Here is an 18,725-nt window from a genome sequence, read left to right as displayed (position 1 = left end):
ACGTGCGTCGATTTTTTCGAATCCCCCGCGCGGCAGAATCCCGGTTTGCTGTTTCGCCAGGACGAAGGGGACGTCATGGACCAGACCGCACAGCCCGACACGGGCGACATCGGGACGCCGGCCTCGGCAGCACCGCAAGCGCCATCGAGCATGCGGCGCAGTCTCGCCTCCATGATCGAACTGAGCCTGTTCGTCATCGCCGAACTGCTGGTCGTCGCCGTCCTGGTGGTGCTCGGCTACCGCACCTATCACGACTACAAGGTCCGCGCCGACGTGCAGGACCTGCTGACGCGCGCGCAGGCGCTGCAGCCGGCCGTCGACGCGGCGCAGGCGCGCAACGCCGGACGCTGCCTGCGCGATGACACGCTCGCCCGGCAGTTGCGCGAAGTCCGCTACGACTCCACCCGCGCCAGCCTTGCCGCAGGCGAGTTCGCCGGCGGCCGTTGCGGCATCCTGCTGGTGCTGCACGGCGACGATTCGCTCGAAGGCAAGCAGATCCTGTGGGAACGCGTCGCCACCGTCGACAGCGTGCAATGGCGCTGCGATTCCGATCTCGCCAACCGCTTCCTGCCACCGGTCTGCCAGTCGCAATGAGCCGGCGCGCGCCGGCACTTGAAGTCGAGGCCGAACTCCGATCCACTGCGCGATTCGACGGCAGGGGGCCGCCATGAATCAACGCATCGAACCGAACTTCGGCGGCGCCGCGCCGCCGCCGTTGCCGCCACACCCGCAATCACCGCTTCCGCCACCCAAGCGCGGCATGTCCGGCTGCATGATCGTGCTGATCATCTGCGCCGGGCTCGCGGTGCCGATCATCGGCATCCTCGCGGCGATCGCGATTCCGCAATATCAAAGCTACGTGGGTCGCTCGAAAGCATTGCAGGCATCGATGCTTGCGCAGTCGCTGCGGACCGAGGTCGAGGAAATCTACATACGCGACGGCGAATGCCCCGCCGACGGCGACATCGATTTGCAGGCTCATGGCGTGACATCGAACCCCGTCATCGCCTCCATCACCTTCGGCGAATCGGGAGAAGGCCGCTGCAACGTCAAATTGATCCTGCAAGGACAGACCAGGCTCGACGGCAAGCACATCACCTGGGAGCGCGATCCAAGCAACGATCCGGCCGAGTGGCATTGCGCTTCCGATCTCGAGATGCCTTACCTGCCGCCTGCTTGCCGACCGTGACGAACCCCCGCAAGATGGTGCGCATTCACCATCACCGATGCCGCCACCAACAAGGAACACGACAAGGATGAGCACCTGGTACTACGCCGATGCCGGTCACGAACGCCAGGGCCCGGTCGATGCCGAGGAACTCGCGCGCCTGCGCCGCGAAGGACGCATCCAGTGGAACACGCTGGTCTGGCGCGAAGGCCTGTCGCAGTGGGAACCCCTTTCCAGCGTCATCAACGAATTGCCGGTGCAGGACACGGCCAGCGCCCCCGCGACCACGCTCGACGCCGGCAGCGGTCGCGTCGTCGATTCCCCCTACGCGCCGCCGGCCGCGCCGCTGCTGTACGAGAGCCCGGTGCACCAGGGCGGGGAAATCGTCTACGCCGGGTTCTGGAAGCGCTTCGCCGCCATCACGATCGACAGCTTCATCGTCGGCATCGCCGGCTATGCCATCCAACTGCCCATCTTCTTTTCCCTGGGCATGTTCACCGGGGGATTCGAGGACGAGACGCCCACCGCCGGGATGGTGCTGGCGCTGATCGTGGCCTACGTGGGGCCGATCCTGCTGCAGATGTTCTATTTCGCCTGGTTCCACTCCAGCGGCAAACAGGCCACGCCGGGCAAGATGGCGGTGGGCATCAAGGTGGTCTCCGAGACGGGCGGGCGCATTTCCTTCGGCCGCGGCGTCGGACGCTTCTTCGCCTCCTGGATCAGCTACCTCATCCTGTGCATCGGCTACATCATGGCCGCCTTCACGGACCGCAAGCGCGCCCTGCATGACATGATCGTCGGCACCCTGGTGGTCGACCAGTGGGCCTACACCGAACGCCCGGACCTGCAGCGCAAGGAGCTGGGCGCGGTCACGATCGTGGTCCTGGTCCTGTCTGCCCTGTTCATCCTGGCCATCATCGGCTTCGTTGTCGTGATGATCGGGGCGATCGCCAGCTCCGTGGGCAAGTTCTGACCGGCCCCGGTTCCTGAATGGCCCCATGTCGGGGCGAGGGCTTGCTTGACACAGCCCACCCCGGCGTGATTCCACTATAAAAAGAGCGAACCTGAACGCCCGAGGCCCTGGTCTCGGGCGTCGCTATCTTGCCTCCCCTGTCAGCGCGGCCTTCACGCCGCGCTCGGAATCCTCCCCCCTCATGCCCAAGAACCTCCTCATCGTCGAGTCGCCCGCCAAGGCCAAGACGATCAACAAATACCTCGGCAAGGACTTCACCGTCCTGGCCTCCTACGGCCATGTCCGCGACCTGGTGCCGAAGGAAGGGGCGGTCGACCCCACGCGCGGCTTCGCCATGCGCTACGACCTGATCGAGAAGAACGAGCGCCACGTCGAGGCCATCGCCAAGGCCGCCAAGGGAGCCGAGGGCATCTACCTCGCCACCGACCCGGACCGCGAGGGCGAGGCCATCAGCTGGCACATCGCCGAGATCCTCAAGGAACGCGGCCTGCTCAAGGACAAAACCTTGCAGCGCGTGGTGTTCACCGAAATCACCCCGCGCGCGATCCGCGAGGCGATGGCGGCGCCGCGCAGCATCTCCACCGACCTGGTCGATGCCCAGCAGGCGCGTCGCGCGCTGGACTACCTCGTCGGCTTCAACCTCTCGCCGGTGCTCTGGCGCAAGGTGCAGCGCGGCCTCTCGGCCGGGCGCGTGCAATCGCCGGCGCTGCGCATGATCGTGGAACGCGAGGAGGAGATCGAAGCCTTCATCGCCCGCGAGTACTGGAGCATCGAGGCCGAGTGCGCGCATCCGAGCCAGTCCTTCACCGCCAAGCTCACCAAGCTCGACGGCAAGAAGTTCGAGCAGTTCACCATCACCGACGGCGACACCGCCGAGGACGCGCGCCGCCGCATCGTCTCCGCCGCGCAGGGCGCGCTGCACGTCACCGACGTCGCCAGCAAGGAACGCAAGCGCCGCCCGGCGCCGCCGTTCACCACCTCGACGCTGCAACAGGAAGCCTCGCGCAAGCTCGGCTTCACCACTCGCAAGACCATGCAGGTGGCGCAGAAGCTCTATGAAGGCGTGAACGTGGGCGACGAAGGCACGGTCGGCCTGATCAGCTACATGCGTACCGACTCGGTGAGCCTGTCGGTCGAGGCGCTGGGCGAAATCCGCGACGTGATCGCTCGCGATTTCGGCACGCATGCGTTGCCGGACAAACCGAATTTCTACCAGACCAAATCCAAGAACGCCCAGGAAGCGCACGAAGCGGTGCGCCCCACCTCGGCGCTGCGCACGCCGGCGCAGGTGTCGCGCTACCTGTCCGACGACGAGCGCAAGCTGTACGAATTGATCTGGAAACGCGCCGTCGCCTGCCAGATGGTGCCGGCCACCTTGAACACCGTCAGCGTCGATCTCGCCGCCGGCTCCGAGCACAGCTTCCGCGCCTCCGGCACCACGGTCATCGATCCCGGCTTCCTCGCCGTGTACGAGGAAGGCAAGGACGCGAAGAACGCCGAGGACGAGGACGAAGGCCGCAAGCTGCCGAAAATGCAGCCCGGCGACCGCGTGCCGCTGGACCGCATCCACGCCGACCAGCACTTCACCCAGCCGCCGCCGCGCTTCACCGAAGCGGCGCTGGTCAAGGCGTTGGAGGAATACGGCATCGGCCGCCCGTCGACCTACGCCTCGATCATCCAGACCCTGCTGTTCCGCAAGTACACCGAAATGGAAGGCCGCGCCTTCAAGCCGACCGACGTCGGCCGCGCCGTCTCCAACTTCCTCAGCGGCCACTTCACCCGTTACGTCGACTACGACTTCACCGCGAAACTCGAGGACGAACTCGACGCGGTCTCGCGCGGCGAGGAAGAGTGGGTGCCGTTGATGGAGAAGTTCTGGGGCCCGTTCAAGGAACTGGTCGACGACAAGATCGAGACCGTCGACCGCACCGAGGCCACCGGCGCGCGCGAACTCGGCACCGATCCCAAGTCCGGCAAGCCGGTGAGCGTTCGCCTGGGCCGCTACGGACCCTACGCGCAGATCGGCACCGCCGACGACGAGGACAAGCCGACCTTCGCCTCGCTGCGCCCCGGCCAGTCGATGCATACGATCACGCTGGCCGAAGCGCTCGACCTGTTCCGCCTGCCGCGCAAGCTCGGCGAGGACGACGGGCACGAGGTCAGCGTCGGCATCGGCCGCTTCGGTCCGTTTGCAAAACGCGGCAGCACCTACGCCTCGCTCAAGAAAGAGGACGATCCCTACACGATCGATCTCACCCGCGCCGTGTTCCTGATCAACGAGAAGGAAGAGATCGCGCGCAACCGCATCATCAAGGAATTCGAAGGCAGCGACATCCAGGTCCTCAACGGCCGCTTCGGTCCCTACATCAGCGACGGCAAGCTCAACGGCCGCATCCCCAAGGATCGCGAACCCGCCTCGCTGACACTGGAGGAAGTGACCAAGCTGCTGGAGGAAACCGGCAAGCCGATGCGCGGCCGTTTCGGCAAGAAAGCGGCGGCGAAGAAGACAGCCGCGCCCGCCAAGAAGGCCGCCGCGAAGAAAACCGCCGCGAAGGACGCAGCTCCGAAGAAAGCCGCGAAGAAGACCACGGCCAAGAAGGCCACGAAGAAAGTCGCCAAGAAAACGGCGAAGAAAACCGTGACCAAGAAAGCGGCGATCAAGGACGACGACGCCCCCTTCTGATCACAACGCATCACGGCCCCGCGCAAGCAGGGCCGCGACCGTGACACGCGAGTGCACATCACGCGCATGAACGTCTCCCACTCCCTCGCCGACATCACCACGCTGCTCAAGCGCGGCGGCGTGATCGCCTATCCCACCGAAGCGGTGTGGGGCCTGGGCTGCGATCCGTTCGACGAAGCGGCGGTGCTGCGCCTGCTGGCGATCAAGCAGCGCGAAGTCGAGAAAGGTTTGATCCTGATCGCGGCTTCGCTTTCGCAACTCGAAGGCCTCGTCGACTGGAACGCCCTGCCGGACGAACGCCGTGAGGCCGTCCTGCGCACCTGGCCTGGCCCGCACACCTGGATCACACCCGCCACCGCGCGCGTGCCGCGCTGGATCACCGGCGCGCACATGGGCGTGGCTGTGCGCGTGAGCGCGCACCCGGCCGTGATCGCGCTCTGCGATGCCTTCGGCGGCGCGCTCGTCTCCACCAGCGCCAACCCGGCTGGCGCGGCGCCGCCGAAACGCCTGCAGGATTTCGACGCCGGATTGCGCGAGGCCGTCGACGCCATCCTCGAAGGCGAAGTCGGCGGTCTAGACCGTCCCACCCCGATCCGCGACGCCCGCAGCGGCGCCGAACTGCGCCTCTGACCCTTGCCGCGCCGCCGCATGCGCGCGGCAGTCGCCAGGACTAGCATCCCGCCCACGCCGGAACTCCCCGGCATCGGAGGGAATCGATCATGCGTACTTTCACCCGCACCCTGCTTTGCGGCGCGCTCGCCTGCGCCCTGATGTCGCCCGCGTTCGCCGAAGAGACCAAGGCGCCCGCGGCCGCGCCCGAGATGAGCGCCGAGCAGAAAGCGATGATGGAAGCCTGGGACAAGGCGACCAGGCTCGGCCCGCAACACAAGCAGTTGGCCGACCATTTCGTCGGCACCTGGACCACCAAGCAGACGATCTGGATGGACCCGTCCGCGCCGCCCACCGTCGAAACCGGCAAGGGCGTCACCACCGCCGAACTCGGCGGCCGCCACATCCGCATGGTCTTCAAGAGCCAGTTCATGGGACAGCCGTTCGAGGGCGTCTCGCTGACCAGTTACGACAACGTCACCGGCAAGTACGTCGGCAGCTGGGTCGACAGCATGGCCACCGGCCAGTACCTGTCCGAGGGCGACTTCGACCCCGCCACGAACACCTACACCTTCCACAGCGACATGCACGACCCGATGAAACCCGGCGCGAAGACGCACATCCGCCAGGTGGTCCGCATCGTCGACAAGGATCATCACGTCATGGAGTGGCATGAGACGCATGACGGGAAGGAGCGGAAGAGTATGGAGATCGAGTACGCTCGAGCCGAATAAATCTCTCCAAGAATTTCACCACAACTGCAACAGGGGGCAGTATGGCAGCTCGATCTACAAAGAACATCATTCAACTTGGCACTAAGGCAGTTGCAGTTTATGCGACCCCGAAGATATCTTCGGCTTTAGATATCGTCGTCGCAGATATGAACTTAGTTCAAGGCGTCAAATTAGCGCAGGTAATGGAAGCGATCTACGAACAAGGCAAGAAAGACGGGGCAAGGATGGTCTTTGATGCAATGACAACAAAGTTGCAAGAAGCACAAGCCTCTATCCCGCACAGAAACCCTGGCAACCCTAGGAAGGCGGCACCAAGGAAATCAAAGACTGCCAAGAAGAAAAGCCATTCAAAGTCCCGCAAAGCAAAGTAATTGCCAAAAAGCCAATGATCATCCAAGCCGAAGCCACTTCGCGGCCCGGCTTGGTTCAAACATCAACATGCAATGCAACTCTCTAAAGTAGACATAGCAAAACGCCAGCTAGACACTGCTTCTGAACTGTTTTTTTCTGGCGGAGACTACTTAGCCGTCATCACCTTGGCAGGAGCAGCTGAAGAGATTCTCGGCGCATTACTCCGCCGCAGCGGTGGTTTCGCCATGATGGATCGACTCGTTGAATTAGACAAGGAGTTGACTGGCGGCAGGGATTTCGAAGCAATCCGCAAAGAGGTTAATGGCGCTAGAAACGCGCTCAAGCATGCCAATAATCCAGACGAGGACTTAGTAACCGTAGAGCCCGGCGAAGCAATCGCTATGCTTGGGCGCGCCATCGTCAACTATGTTTGGCTTACTCAGTCAATCACTCCGGTCATGGTGCGCGTCTACGATCACTTATTGGAATTGCACTCCCGAGCCAGGAAGGAACCGGAAGCCTAGAATGCTTCACCCCGCGCCGCGCCCACTCCATACGGTTCCGGACGATATGGACATCTCCGGATCGAAGCCTCGTATGCTCTCTAAATTGCTCGAGGCTCGGCGCAATTCCTGAACAATAACGGGATTGTCGTATCGGCAAGCTGCTCCGCTCGAAGCGTCTCGTAGTACTGCCGAACCAATCCCCTGATGCGCTCCCGCGATGTCCGACTCATGTCGTACTGCTGCGCCGCGATGAAAAAATTATCGCCCAGCGCCTGCCGCACGAAGCATGGACTGGTTCCGGTTTTCCTGGCGATATCTTCGAGGATCCATTGGCTCGAAACAGAGGCCGCCATGGCATCGGCATGGATCGAGAGCATCATCGCGGCGAGCACGAACCCGAAACCACCTTTCATCGGACAGTCCCATCCGGCGAGGCCGGGGAAATGAGGAGCCCCGAGAGTAGGAGTGCGTGACAACCACGAAAGAGGGGTTGCGACGAAGCCAGCCTAAGGCCGACGAAGGCGGGGCATCCGGGAACGAAATGTCACGCCCGATGCGGTATCGATTCGGTATCAGGCTGTTTTGCGCACGCATCCAGCGAGCCCGCGCGCAGGAATGCTTTCGGTCTTGCTTCAGGCCGGCATGATCACGGTACGGTTTTGCCACTCCCGGGCCATGCGCCGATCCTTGGCGCCATTCATCCCGTGAACAGTTACACCTGTAACCGAAACTCTCGCGATGCGCTGACGGCCCACTTCCTCCAGATGACTGGCCGACGGTGAATTCCTCTCGCCTCCCTCCCGATTGCCGCATCGCACAAAGTGTGATTTAGTCGACTGACGCGGAAGCGTTGCGCCAACCGCCGGGCCGGAGGGAACCGGAGGCCTGGAGCGCTTCGATCCCCGCGCCGCGCCCACCCCACACGGTTCTCGACGATGCGGAAATCTCCGGATCGGGGTCTTTACGACCCCGGCAACGAACACGACAGCTGCGGATTCGGCCTGATCGCGCGCGTGCGCGGGAAACCGGAACGCGCCCTCGTGGACGGTGCCCTGGAGGCGCTGGCGCGGATGACCCACCGCGGCGGCGTCGCCGCCGACGGCAAGACCGGCGACGGCTGCGGCGTGCTGCTGTGCGGCGTCGACGCCTTCGTGCGCACGCTCGCGCGCGAGGCCGGCTTCCCGATCGCCGACGAGGCGGCCTGCACCGCCGGCATGGTGTTCCTGCCGCACGACGCCGACGAGGCCGCGCGATGTCGCGACGAGCTGCGGCGCCTGCTGGCGGATGTCGGTGTCGACGTCGCCGGCTGGCGCGTGGTGCCGACCGACACCTCCGGCTGCGGCAAGCTCGCGCTGAGCACGATGCCGCACATCGAGCAGGTGTTCGTCTCCACGACCACGCTCGACGCCGACGCCTTCGAGCGCGCCCTGTTCCTCGCTCGCCGCCGTAGCGAGCAGACGCTGCGCGAAATCAAGGATTTCTATCTCGTCGGCTTGTCCTCGCGCCTGCTCGGCTACAAGGGCATGGTGCTGCCGGACGTGCTGCCGCAGCTGTTCCCGGACCTGCAACGCCCGGACCTGGCGGCGCGCGCGGTGGTGTTCCACCAGCGCTTCTCCACCAACACGCTGCCGCGCTGGCCGCTGGCGCAGCCGTTCCGGCGGCTGGCGCACAACGGCGAGATCAACAGCATCGAGGGCAACCGCCGCTGGGCGCAGGCGCGGCGCCGCGTCTGGGCGTCGAAGCTGCTGGATGTGAGCGAGTTCGACCCGGTGGTGACGATGACCGGTTCGGATTCGCAATCGCTGGACAACATGCTGGAGTGGATGCTGCTCGGCGGCATGGACCTGCTGCAGGCGATGCGCATCCTGATGCCGCCGGCCACGCAGTCGCTGGAATACAAGGACACCGACCTCGCCGCGTTCTACGAGTACTACGCAATCAACTCCGAACCGTGGGACGGCCCCGCCGGCGTGGTGATGTGCGACGGCCACTACGCCGCCTGCACGCTCGACCGCAACGGCCTGCGCCCGGCGCGCTGGACGCTGTCCGACGACGGCATCTTCGTGATCGCCTCCGAAGCCGGCGTCTGGGACGTCGCGCCCGAGAAGGTGGTCGCCAAGGGCAAGCTCGGCCCCGGCGAGATGATCGCGGTCGATCTGTACAACGACACCCTGCTCGACACCGACGCCATCGACCGCATCAACCGTCGCCGCGCGCCGTACAAGCAGTGGCTGAAGCAGGGCATGCATTACCTGCACACGGAACTGATCGATCCGGCACTCACCGACGCACCGTTCAACGCCGACACCCTGCTCGGCTTCCAGAAGCTCTTCCAGCTCACGCGCGAGGAACAGGAAGCCGTGCTGCGCCCGCTCGCCGAAACCGAGCAGGAAGGCATCGGCTCGATGGGCGACGACATCCCGGTGGCGCCGCTGTCGCAGCGCGTGCGGCCGCTGTACGACTGTTTCCGGCAAGCGTTCGCGCAAGTCACCAACCCGCCGATCGATCCGCTGCGCGAATCCTGCGTGATGTCGCTGACCACGCAGATCGGCCGCGAAGGCAACCTGTTTGACGACACGCCGGCGAACGTCGATCACGTCGTGCTCAATTCGCCGGTGCTGTCGCAGCGCAAGCTCAACCAGATCCTGGCGCTGCCGCGCTTCAAGGAGAAGTACCGCTTCATCGATCTGTACTTCGACGCCAGCGAGACGCTGCAGGAAGCCATCGCCCGCATCCGCAACGAGGCCGAGAAGGCCGCGCGCGAGCGCATCGAGCTGCTGATCCTCAGCGACCGCCGCCCGCGCCGCGGCACCGCCGCCATCCACGCCCTGCTCGCCACCGGCGCCGTGCACCAGCATCTGGTGCGCACCGGCCTTCGCTGCGACATCAACCTGATCGTCGAAACCGGCACCGCGCGCGATCCGCACCACTTCGCCTGCCTGATCGGCTACGGCGCCACCGCGGTCTATCCCTACCTCGCCTATCAGACCCTGCATTCACTGGCGCGGCGCGGCATCCTCGGCGGCAAGCGCAACAACGAGCCGATGGAAGTCGGGCGCAGCTACCGCCGCGGCGTCAAGAAAGGCCTGCTCAAGATCCTCTCGAAGATGGGCATCGGCAGTGTCGCCAGCTATCGCGGCGCGCAGTTATTCGAGATCGTCGGCCTGGCCGATGAAGTCGTCGCCGACTGCTTCGACGGCACGCCCTCGCGCGTGCAGGGCGCGGGCTACAAGCGCCTGGAAGCGGACGCGCACCTGCTGGCTGCGCACGGCTGGGACGACAACGCCCTGCCCGAACCCGGCGGCCTGCTGCATTACGTGCACGGCGGCGAGTACCACCAGTTCAATCCCGACGTGGTGCAGTCGCTGCAGCGCGCGGTGAAGAGCGGCACGCGCGAGGATTGGCGTGTCTACGCCGATCACGTCAACTCGCGTCCGCCGGCGGCACTGCGCGATCTGCTGCGCCTGCGCGTGGCTGATTCGCGCGAGGATGCCACGCCGGTGCCGCTCGACGAAGTCGAACCGGTCTCGTCGATCGTCAAGCGTTTCGACTCCGCGGCGATGAGTCTCGGCGCGCTGTCGCCGGAAGCGCACGAAGCGCTGGCGATCGCCATGAACCGCCTCGGCGGCCGCTCCAACTCCGGCGAGGGCGGCGAGGACCCGGCGCGCTACGCCAGCGATCGCCGCAGCAAGATCAAGCAGGTGGCTTCCGGCCGTTTCGGCGTCACGCCGGAATACCTGATCAACGCGGAAGTGCTGCAGATCAAGGTCGCGCAGGGCGCCAAGCCCGGCGAAGGCGGCCAGCTGCCCGGCAGCAAGGTCAACGCGCTGATCGCGCGACTGCGCTATGCCAAGCCCGGCATCGGCCTGATCTCGCCGCCGCCGCATCACGACATCTATTCGATCGAGGATTTGGCGCAGCTGATCTTCGACCTGCGCCAGGTGAACCCGCAGGCGCTGATCTCGGTGAAGCTGGTCGCGCATGCCGGCGTCGGCACGATCGCCGCCGGTGTGGTGAAGGCCGGCGCCGATCTGATCACAATCTCCGGCCACGATGGCGGCACCGGCGCCAGCCCGCTCGGCTCGATCCGCTACGCCGGCGTGCCGTGGGAACTGGGCCTGTCGGAAGCGCGCCAGGCGTTGCAGGCCAACGAACTGCGCGAGCGCGTGCTGCTGCAGACCGACGGCGGCCTGAAGACCGGCCTGGACGTGATCAAGGCCGCGCTGCTCGGCGCCGACACCTTCGGCTTCGGTACCGCGCCGATGATCGCGCTCGGCTGCAAGTACCTGCGCATCTGCCACCTCAACAACTGCGCCACCGGCGTGGCCACGCAGGATGCCAACCTGCGCGCGAATCATTACACCGGCCTGCCGGAGCGTGCCGAAAGCTTCTTCCGCAACGTCGCCGAGGATGTGCGCGAATGGCTCGCGAAGCTCGGCGCGCGTTCGCTGGATGAAGTGATCGGCCGCACCGATCTGCTCGAACAGATCGAGACGATGCCGCGCGCGCACGTCGGCATCGATCTGTCGAAGCTGTTGCAGAGCGATCCGATGCTGCCGTCGGCCTATTGCGGCACGCCGGCGCTGCAACTGCCGCCGAACGGCCTGGCCGCCAAGCTCGATGTCGATCTCGCCGACACCATCGCCAACGCGCGTGGCGGCAGCTTCCGCTACGACATCCGCAACACCGATCGCAGCATCGGCACGCGCTTGTCGGGGGCGATCGCGCGGCGTCACGGCAACGCCGGCATGAGCGCGGCGCCGATCGCATTGCAGCTGCACGGCACGGCCGGGCAGAGCTTCGGCGCCTTCAACGCCGGCGGCCTGCAGATGGAACTGATCGGCGAAGCCAACGACTACGTCGGCAAGGGCATGGCCGGCGGCCGCCTCGTGCTGCGTCCGCCCGTGAACAGCACCTTCGAATCACAGGAAACGCCGATCCTCGGCAACACCTGCCTGTACGGCGCCACCGGCGGCGAACTCTACGCGGCAGGACGCGCCGGCGAACGCTTCGGCGTGCGCAACTCCGGCGCGGTGGCGGTGATCGAGGGCGCGGGCGACCACTGCTGCGAATACATGACCGGCGGCGCGGTGGTGGTGCTCGGCCGCACCGGCTTGAACTTCGGCGCCGGTTTCACCGGCGGCCTCGCCTACGTGCTCGATCTCGATCGCGATTTCGTCGACCGCTACAACCACGAGCTGATCGACATCCTGCGCGTCACGCCCGAAGGCTTCGACAACTATCGCCAGCACCTGTACGACCTGATCGAAACCCACGCCAAGCTCACCGGCAGCGCCTGGAGCGCGCGCCTGCTTGAGGAATATCGCGATTTCCTCGGCAAGTTCTGGCTGGTGAAACCGAAGGCGGCGAGCCTGGAAGCGCTGGCGGACGAACTAAGGAGGGCTGCATGAGCAAGAAGCACGCCTTCCAATTCGTCGAACTGCAGCGCGAGATGCCGCGCAAGGTGGCGCTGGAACTGCGCACCGGCGGCGACTGGAACGAACTCTACGGCCGCTTCGAGCGCGACAACGCCGCGCAACAGGCCGGCCGCTGCCTCGACTGCGGCAATCCCTACTGCGAAGCCAAGTGCCCGGTGCACAACTACATTCCCAACTGGCTGCGGCTGGTGGAGGAAGGCCGTCTGATCGAAGCGGCGGAGTTGTGCCACGAGACCAATCCGCTGCCGGAGATGTGCGGCCGCGTCTGTCCGCAGGATCGTCTGTGCGAAGGCGCATGCACGCTGGAGGACGGCTTCGGCGCGGTCACCATCGGCGCGGTGGAGAAGTTCATCGTCGACAGTGCGTTCGCGCAGGGTTGGCGACCGGATTTGTCGAAGGTGGTCGCCACCGGCAAGCGCGTCGCCGTGGTCGGCGCCGGGCCCGCGGGACTTGCCTGCGCCGATCGACTGGTGCGCTCCGGCATCCAGGCCACCGTGTTCGATCGCTACGAACAGATCGGCGGTCTGCTGCAATTCGGCATTCCGAGCTTCAAGCTCGACAAGTCGGTGGTTGCCACGCGCCGCAGCGTGCTCGAGGGCATGGGCGTGCAGTTCCGTCTCGGTGTCGAGATCGGTGTCGACGTCTCGCTCGAGCAACTCCTGCAGGAATTCGACGCCGTCTTCCTCGGACTCGGCGCGTATCGGTACACCGATGGCGGTCTGCCCGGACAGGATTTGCGCGCGGTGCTGCCTGCGCTGCCGTTCCTCGTCAACAACGGTCGCCTGGTCACCGGTCTCGATCCGCAAGGCAAGGCAATCGCCGGCTGGGAAGATCACGTCGAAATTCCCGACCTGCGCGGCAAGCGCGTGGTCGTGCTCGGCGGCGGCGACACCGGCATGGACTGCGTGCGCTCGTCGATCCGCCTGGGCGCGGCCAGCGTCACCTGCGCGTACCGACGCGACGAAGCCAACATGCCCGGCTCCGCGCGCGAAGTGGCGAATGCGCGCGAGGAAGGCGTGTCGTTCCTGTTCAACCGCCAGCCGCTGTCGGTCGAAAGCGATGCCGACGGCAACGTCACCGGCGTGCGCGTGGTCGAGACCACGCTCGGCGAACCCGACGCGCGCGGCCGCCGCAATGCCGTCGCCATTCCCGGCAGTGAATCGACGATCGCCGCGGACGTGGTGATCATCGCGTTCGGTTTTTCGCCGGAACTGCCGGCGTGGTTGGCGGAGGCAGGCGTCCAGGCCAATGCGAACGACCGCATCCGCGTCGGCATCGACGCGGGCGAAGGCGTGCTGCCCTACCAGACCACGCAGCCGAAGCTGTTCGCCGGCGGCGACGTGGTGCGCGGCGCGGACCTCGTCGTCACCGCCGTGCAGGAAGGCCGCGACGCGGCGGCCAGCATCGCCCGGCTGCTGCGCGTGCCCGGACGTTCCGCGCTGGATAACGCCTGAACCAAAGCCCGTAGGCCCGTCCCGGCAACTTCCCCGCCGGGGCGGGCTCGCGCATGATGCGCGGCATGGCCAGACGATCCCGGCACCCGCTGCTGATCGCCCCCGCGCTCCTCGCGGCAATCGTCGCGGCGGGAAGTGTCGCCGCGCAAAGCCCGCCTTCGGTCGGATCGGCGGACAGCATCACCATCTACCGCTGCACCGACGCGCGCGGCAAGCTCACGCTTCAGGACGCACCTTGTCGCAAAGGCGACGCCCAGCAAGCGCAACAGATGCTGCGACCGCGCGATCCGCCACCACGCCCAATCATCACGGCCGCGCCGGTTCCGCCGATGCCCGCGCCCGCGCCGCCGGTGCAGACCCTCGTCGTCCGCAACCCGCAGCCATTGTTCGAATGCGTGCGGCCGGACGGCACCGTGTATACGAGCGATACCGGCGAAGGGAATCCGCGCTGGGTGCCGATCTGGGCCGTGGATGACCCTTACGTGCCCTACTACCCCATCCCCTTGGGTGGCCCCGTCGGCGGCGTCAGCTACCGCTCGGAGCAGCACATTTCGACCGGACCTGCAATCTCGGCCACCATCGGGCGCCATACCGACCACACCTCGGCGGAAGTGCGCATCGATAGCAGGCCCGTCGAACCGGCCGATCCCTACTCCCGGCACCGCCGTCACCCCCGCTATCCCGCCTACGGCTATGGCTACGGCGCCGCCGGCACTTGGGTGCGCGACGAATGCCACACCCTGCCGCAGGTGGAGGTTTGCGAACGCCTGCGCGACCGCCGCGACGAGATCCGCCGCCGCTTCTTCAACGCCCAACCCACCGAGCGTGCGACACTGGACAGGGAACAGCGCGGCATCAACGCGCGCCTATCGGCTGATTGTGGAGGGAGCTGATGATTCGCAACACCATTTTCGCCTTGTCGTTCGCACTGGTGATGTCGCCAGCCGCGCAGGCCCAGAGCGGCGAGGTCGTGATCTACCGCTGCACCGACGCCAAGGGCAAGCTGACCATCCAGAACGGCGCGCCCTGTCCGAAGGGCACCAAGGAAGAAAAGCGCACCGTGCAGGGGCCGACCGTCGTGCCTTCCTACACGCCACCCGCGCCCTCCACGCCGCCGGCACAGACGAAGCCGGCGCCCGTGACCCCCACGCCCACCCCGACGCCCGCGCTCGCCCCGGCGACCGCCGCGCAACCGCAACCGCCCGCGACACCTACCGCGAAAGCGCCTCCGGCCGAACGCCTGCCGCCTCCGCCAATTTTCCAGTGCAACACCTGGGACAACGACAGCTACCTCAGCGAGAACGGCGATCCCAAACCGCGCTGCATCACGCTCAACACCACCGATCTGAGCGGCAATCCCGCCAACGTCCCTGGTGGCGCCGCCTGCGAAATGAAAACCGACCAGTGCCAGCGCGTGCCTGACGGCCAGGCCTGCGAAGCCTGGAAGAAGCGTCAGCGCGAAGTCGAATCCACGTGGCGGCACGCGCGCGCGAACGACAAGCAGTCGCTGCAGGAAGAATTCGCGCGCGTGACGCAGATTTACGAAGACAGCACCTGCAGCAAGTAAACCCCATGCTTGTCACCCCAGTACAAGCAAGGGTCCTTGTTGCCTTGGGGCTGACCGCATGAAGATCAAAATGGCTCCCAGCTTGCGCCGGGATGACGATTTTATTTTCAGCGTTTTCCTAAAAAAACGCTTTTACGCGGCATTTCCCTAGAACCCATAGCGCAGGAACCCCCCATCGATGGCGATGCATTCGCCAGTGATGTAGCCCGCCGCGGGCAGGCACAGGAAAGCCACGGCAGCGGCAACTTCCTCAGGTTCGCCGATGCGCCCCATCGGCGTGCGCAGCAGCACTTCGTCGAGATAATCCGGATCGGCGAGCTTGCCGGAGGTGCGGCGGGTGCGGATGTACCAGGGCGCGACCGCGTTGACGCGCACGCCGTCCTCGGCCCACTCGACGGCAAGATTCTTCGTCATCTGATGCAGCGCCGCCTTGCTCATGCCGTAGGGTGCGCCGCTGCGCACGTGGGTGAGGCCGGAGACGCTGCCGACGTTGACGATGCTGGAAGCCGCATGTTTGGTCAGCAGCGGATGTGCGTAGCGCGACAACTCGAAGGCGGAGAACAGGTTGACCTCGAAGATCTCGCGCCACTCCGCTTCCGTGTAGTCGTCGGCGGGCTTGGTGAGATTGCCGCCAGCGTTGTTGATCAGGATGTTGAGACCTTCGCCACGATCCTCGATCCAATCGAGAATTTCACGGCGCTGTTCGTCGTCGGCGACGTCGCCGACCAGGGCCCGCACCTCGCCATCCGGGAATTCCTCGGCAAGCTCGTCGCGGGCCGCCTCCAGGGCGTCGCCGTTGCGCGCGGCGATGAGCACGCTCGCGCCGAAACCGAGCAGTTCGCGCGCGATGGCGCGGCCGATGCCGGCACTGCCGCCGGTGACCAGGGCCAGTTGCCCGTCGAGGCGCCAACGATGCGGATCCATAGCGTGCGTCCGGTCAGGAGGTTGGGCGTAGCATAACGTCCGGACCACTCGGAGATGCCGTCATGACGCGCCTGTTCTCCCTAGCCGCACTAGCCGTGATCCTGCCGCTCGCATGCGGCGCCTGCAGAAAGCCGGAACCACCGCCGACCGAACGGAAACCGGAGCCACAGGCGACGCAGCTGCAGAAAACGCTCAAGCAATCGATCGACAAGGCCAAGGAAGCCGAGAAGACCCTGCAGGACAACGCCGAGAAACAGAAAGCCATGATCGACACGGAAAGTTGACCTGACCAAAACGAAAACGCCCGGCGACTGCCGGGCGTTTCGTGTCACACCTGATCTTTCCGCGCGGGCTTAGAACCCGCAGAAACAATACGCCAGCGCCTTCACCGGCGCGCCGCCTTCGCGCACCGACATCGCCGACTGCTGCAGGAACTGCAGATCGCGCGCGGCCTGCGGCATGGTGCGGCCGATCAGCAGCTGCGCGAGGTCCTGGCCGAACACCGAACGGCCAAGCCAGGCACCGCCGACGCGGCTGTTGGCGAAGTTGGCGACCACCTGCTCGAACGGCGACGGCAGCTTTTCAACATAGCGCACGCGGTAGCTGCCCGGCTTGCCGAGCTTGGCACGCGTGGCGGCGTCGTTGATCGCATCAGCGATGCCGCCGAACTGGTCGACCAGTCCGCGTTCCTTGGCCTGCGCACCACTCCACACGCGGCCGCGCGCGACTTCGTCGATCTGCTCGACGCTGCGCTTGCGCGCGGTGGCGACGCGGCCGGTGAAATCGCGATAGCCCTTCTCGATCACCGACTGGATGATCTGCCCGACTTCAGGCTGAAGCGGCTGCGTGATGTCGAACGCGCCGGCGAAGCGCGTGGTGCCGACGCCGTCAGTGTGGATGCCGACCTTCTGCAGCGTGCGCGGAATGGTCGGGATCATGCCGAAGATGCCGATCGAACCGGTGATCGTCGAAGGATCGGCGTAGATGCGATCGGCGTTCATGCTGATCCAGTAGCCGCCGGACGCGGCCAGATCGCCCATCGACACCACCACCGGCTTGCCGGCCTTCTTCAGGCCGACGATCTCGCGGCGGATCTGCTCGGAGGCGAACACTTCGCCGCCGGGCGAATCCACGCGCAGCACCACCGACTTCACGTATTCGTCGTCGCGCGCCTCGCGCAGCAGGGCCGCGGTCGATTCGCCGCCGACGCGGCCGGCCGGTTGGTCGCCACCGCTGATCTCGCCCTCGGCCACCACCACTGCGACCTGCGGGCGTTCGTCGATCGGCGAGAGTCCGAGATCCAGATGGTTCACGTACTCGCCGAGCGAGACCTGGCGGAAGCCGCCCTCGGCATCCTCGTCAGGCTCGCCGCGCTTGGTGAGCAGGTCTTCGACCTCTTCCTTGGTCTTCAGCCCGTCGACCAGCTTGTGCTGCAGCGCGTATTCGGCGAGGTCGCCCTTCGTGGCGGCGATGCCGGCCGGCAGGTTGTCGATGTCGGCGGCCAATTGCTGCGGCGTCAGCTTACGCGCCTTGGCGACGTCGCCGAGATAGCGCTGCCACACGTCGGTCATCCAGAACAGATCGGCTTCCTTGGCTTCCGGCGAGGCGGCGTCGAGCACGAAGGGCTCCACCGCCGATTTGTATTCGCCGACCTTGAACACGTGCACGTCGACGTTGAGCTTGTCCTGCAGCAGCTCGCGGAAATACTGGTGATAGCGACCGAGGCCTTCCAGCAGCAGGCCGCCCATCGGATCGAGATAAACCTCGCTGGCCTGCGCGGCAAGCAGATACTGCTTCTGGTCGAGGTTTTCGCCGAAGGCGATCACCTGCTTGCCGGAAGCGCGCAGCTTGGCGAGCCCGGCGGCGACTTCGCGCAGCGAGGCGTAGCCGGAGAAATGCAGCTCGTCCACGCGCAGCAGCACGCGCTCGATGCGCTTGTCGGTGCGGGCGGCGTCGAGGGCGCGCAGCACGTCGCGCAGCTGCACTTCGGCGGCGGATTTGTCGCCCATCACCTTGGCCAGCGCGCGGCTGGCCGGATCACTGCTGTACTGCTCGACCAGCGTGCCTTCCGGCGCGATCACCAGCGTGGTGCGGCCCTGCAGCTGCGCGTTGCGGCCGGCGATCGCGCCGTACAGCATGCCGAGCAGGAGCAGCAGCAACAGACCGAAGAAGACGAGGTTGAAGATCAGGCGCCGCGTGAAGTTCATGACGTCCCAGACGAGGACGAAGAAGGCGGCGACGGGGCCCTGGCGGGCCGGCTGGGAAGACATGCGGTGTAACTCCGGAAAGACGGATCGATCGTTGCGTGACTGTGGACA

Annotated in this window: 16 protein-coding genes; 13 read left to right on the top strand and 3 right to left on the bottom strand. The window is 65.9% G+C overall.

Going from position 1 to position 18,725, the window contains the following annotated elements; translation table 11 throughout:
* Positions 1–75: 75 nt before the first annotated feature.
* The 8 genes from AC1RNP_RS13090 to AC1RNP_RS13055 all read left to right on the top strand — a co-directional run bounded on the left by AC1RNP_RS13090 (position 76) and on the right by AC1RNP_RS13055 (position 7,042).
* On the top strand, positions 76–594 hold the full coding sequence (locus AC1RNP_RS13090) for a pilin (RefSeq protein WP_493051702.1): 519 nt from the start codon (positions 76–78) through the stop codon (positions 592–594).
* 178 nt (positions 595–772) lie between these two features.
* A complete protein-coding gene (locus AC1RNP_RS13085) occupies positions 773–1,189 on the top strand; it encodes a pilin (RefSeq protein ID WP_493051701.1) in 417 nt (138 codons plus the stop codon).
* A gap of 67 nt (positions 1,190–1,256) precedes the next feature.
* A complete protein-coding gene (locus AC1RNP_RS13080) occupies positions 1,257–2,141 on the top strand; it encodes an RDD family protein (RefSeq protein ID WP_493051700.1) in 885 nt (294 codons plus the stop codon).
* A 181-nt stretch (positions 2,142–2,322) separates the two neighbouring features.
* The gene (locus AC1RNP_RS13075; protein WP_493051699.1) at positions 2,323–4,824 is read left to right on the top strand and encodes a DNA topoisomerase I; all 2,502 of its coding nucleotides are present in this window, start codon (positions 2,323–2,325) and stop codon (positions 4,822–4,824) included.
* Positions 4,825–4,890: 66 nt separating this feature from the next.
* Complete coding sequence (gene tsaC / locus AC1RNP_RS13070; protein WP_493051698.1) at positions 4,891–5,454, top strand: L-threonylcarbamoyladenylate synthase type 1 TsaC; 564 nt, start codon at positions 4,891–4,893, stop codon at positions 5,452–5,454.
* Positions 5,455–5,543: 89 nt separating this feature from the next.
* Entirely contained in the window at positions 5,544–6,167 is a 624-nt protein-coding gene (locus AC1RNP_RS13065) for a DUF1579 domain-containing protein (RefSeq protein ID WP_493051697.1), read from the top strand.
* A 41-nt stretch (positions 6,168–6,208) separates the two neighbouring features.
* Positions 6,209–6,538, top strand: a complete 330-nt coding sequence (locus AC1RNP_RS13060) for a hypothetical protein (protein WP_493051696.1) — start codon at positions 6,209–6,211, stop codon at positions 6,536–6,538.
* A 72-nt stretch (positions 6,539–6,610) separates the two neighbouring features.
* On the top strand, positions 6,611–7,042 hold the full coding sequence (locus AC1RNP_RS13055; protein ID WP_493051695.1) for a hypothetical protein: 432 nt from the start codon (positions 6,611–6,613) through the stop codon (positions 7,040–7,042).
* 80 nt (positions 7,043–7,122) lie between these two features.
* On the opposite strand, the gene AC1RNP_RS13050 is transcribed toward AC1RNP_RS13055, so the two are convergent.
* The gene (locus AC1RNP_RS13050; protein ID WP_493051694.1) at positions 7,123–7,437 is read right to left on the bottom strand and encodes a hypothetical protein; all 315 of its coding nucleotides are present in this window, start codon (positions 7,435–7,437) and stop codon (positions 7,123–7,125) included.
* A 522-nt stretch (positions 7,438–7,959) separates the two neighbouring features.
* Here AC1RNP_RS13050 and gltB point away from each other — a divergent pair.
* From gltB to AC1RNP_RS13030, 4 genes are all read left to right on the top strand, one after another.
* A complete protein-coding gene (gene gltB / locus AC1RNP_RS13045; RefSeq protein ID WP_493051693.1) occupies positions 7,960–12,435 on the top strand; it encodes a glutamate synthase large subunit in 4,476 nt (1,491 codons plus the stop codon).
* The gene (locus tag AC1RNP_RS13040) at positions 12,432–13,916 is read left to right on the top strand and encodes an FAD-dependent oxidoreductase (protein WP_493051692.1); all 1,485 of its coding nucleotides are present in this window, start codon (positions 12,432–12,434) and stop codon (positions 13,914–13,916) included. The genes gltB and AC1RNP_RS13040 overlap by 4 nt, the downstream gene beginning before the upstream one ends.
* Positions 13,917–13,981: 65 nt before the next feature.
* Positions 13,982–14,809 carry a DUF4124 domain-containing protein gene (locus tag AC1RNP_RS13035; RefSeq protein WP_493051691.1) on the top strand — a complete coding sequence of 276 codons (828 nt, stop codon included), beginning with the start codon at positions 13,982–13,984 and terminating at the stop codon, positions 14,807–14,809.
* On the top strand, positions 14,809–15,483 hold the full coding sequence (locus AC1RNP_RS13030; protein WP_493051690.1) for a DUF4124 domain-containing protein: 675 nt from the start codon (positions 14,809–14,811) through the stop codon (positions 15,481–15,483). The genes AC1RNP_RS13035 and AC1RNP_RS13030 overlap by 1 nt, the downstream gene beginning before the upstream one ends.
* A 147-nt stretch (positions 15,484–15,630) precedes the next feature.
* Here the strand turns inward: AC1RNP_RS13030 and AC1RNP_RS13025 are convergent, their stop codons facing one another.
* A complete protein-coding gene (locus tag AC1RNP_RS13025; protein ID WP_493051689.1) occupies positions 15,631–16,407 on the bottom strand; it encodes an SDR family oxidoreductase in 777 nt (258 codons plus the stop codon).
* A gap of 62 nt (positions 16,408–16,469) precedes the next feature.
* Here AC1RNP_RS13025 and AC1RNP_RS13020 point away from each other — a divergent pair, with 62 nt between their 5' ends.
* A complete protein-coding gene (locus AC1RNP_RS13020; protein ID WP_493051688.1) occupies positions 16,470–16,691 on the top strand; it encodes a hypothetical protein in 222 nt (73 codons plus the stop codon).
* Between the two features lie 69 nt (positions 16,692–16,760).
* Here the strand turns inward: AC1RNP_RS13020 and sppA are convergent, their stop codons facing one another.
* Complete coding sequence (gene sppA / locus AC1RNP_RS13015; protein ID WP_493051687.1) at positions 16,761–18,677, bottom strand: signal peptide peptidase SppA; 1,917 nt, start codon at positions 18,675–18,677, stop codon at positions 16,761–16,763.
* Positions 18,678–18,725 lie beyond the last annotated feature (48 nt).

It is taken from the genome of Luteimonas sp. GW821-FHT14E02, from assembly GCF_058803905.1.
Note: the sequence above shows the minus strand (reverse complement) of the source record. Positions and strands in the feature narration are given on the sequence as shown.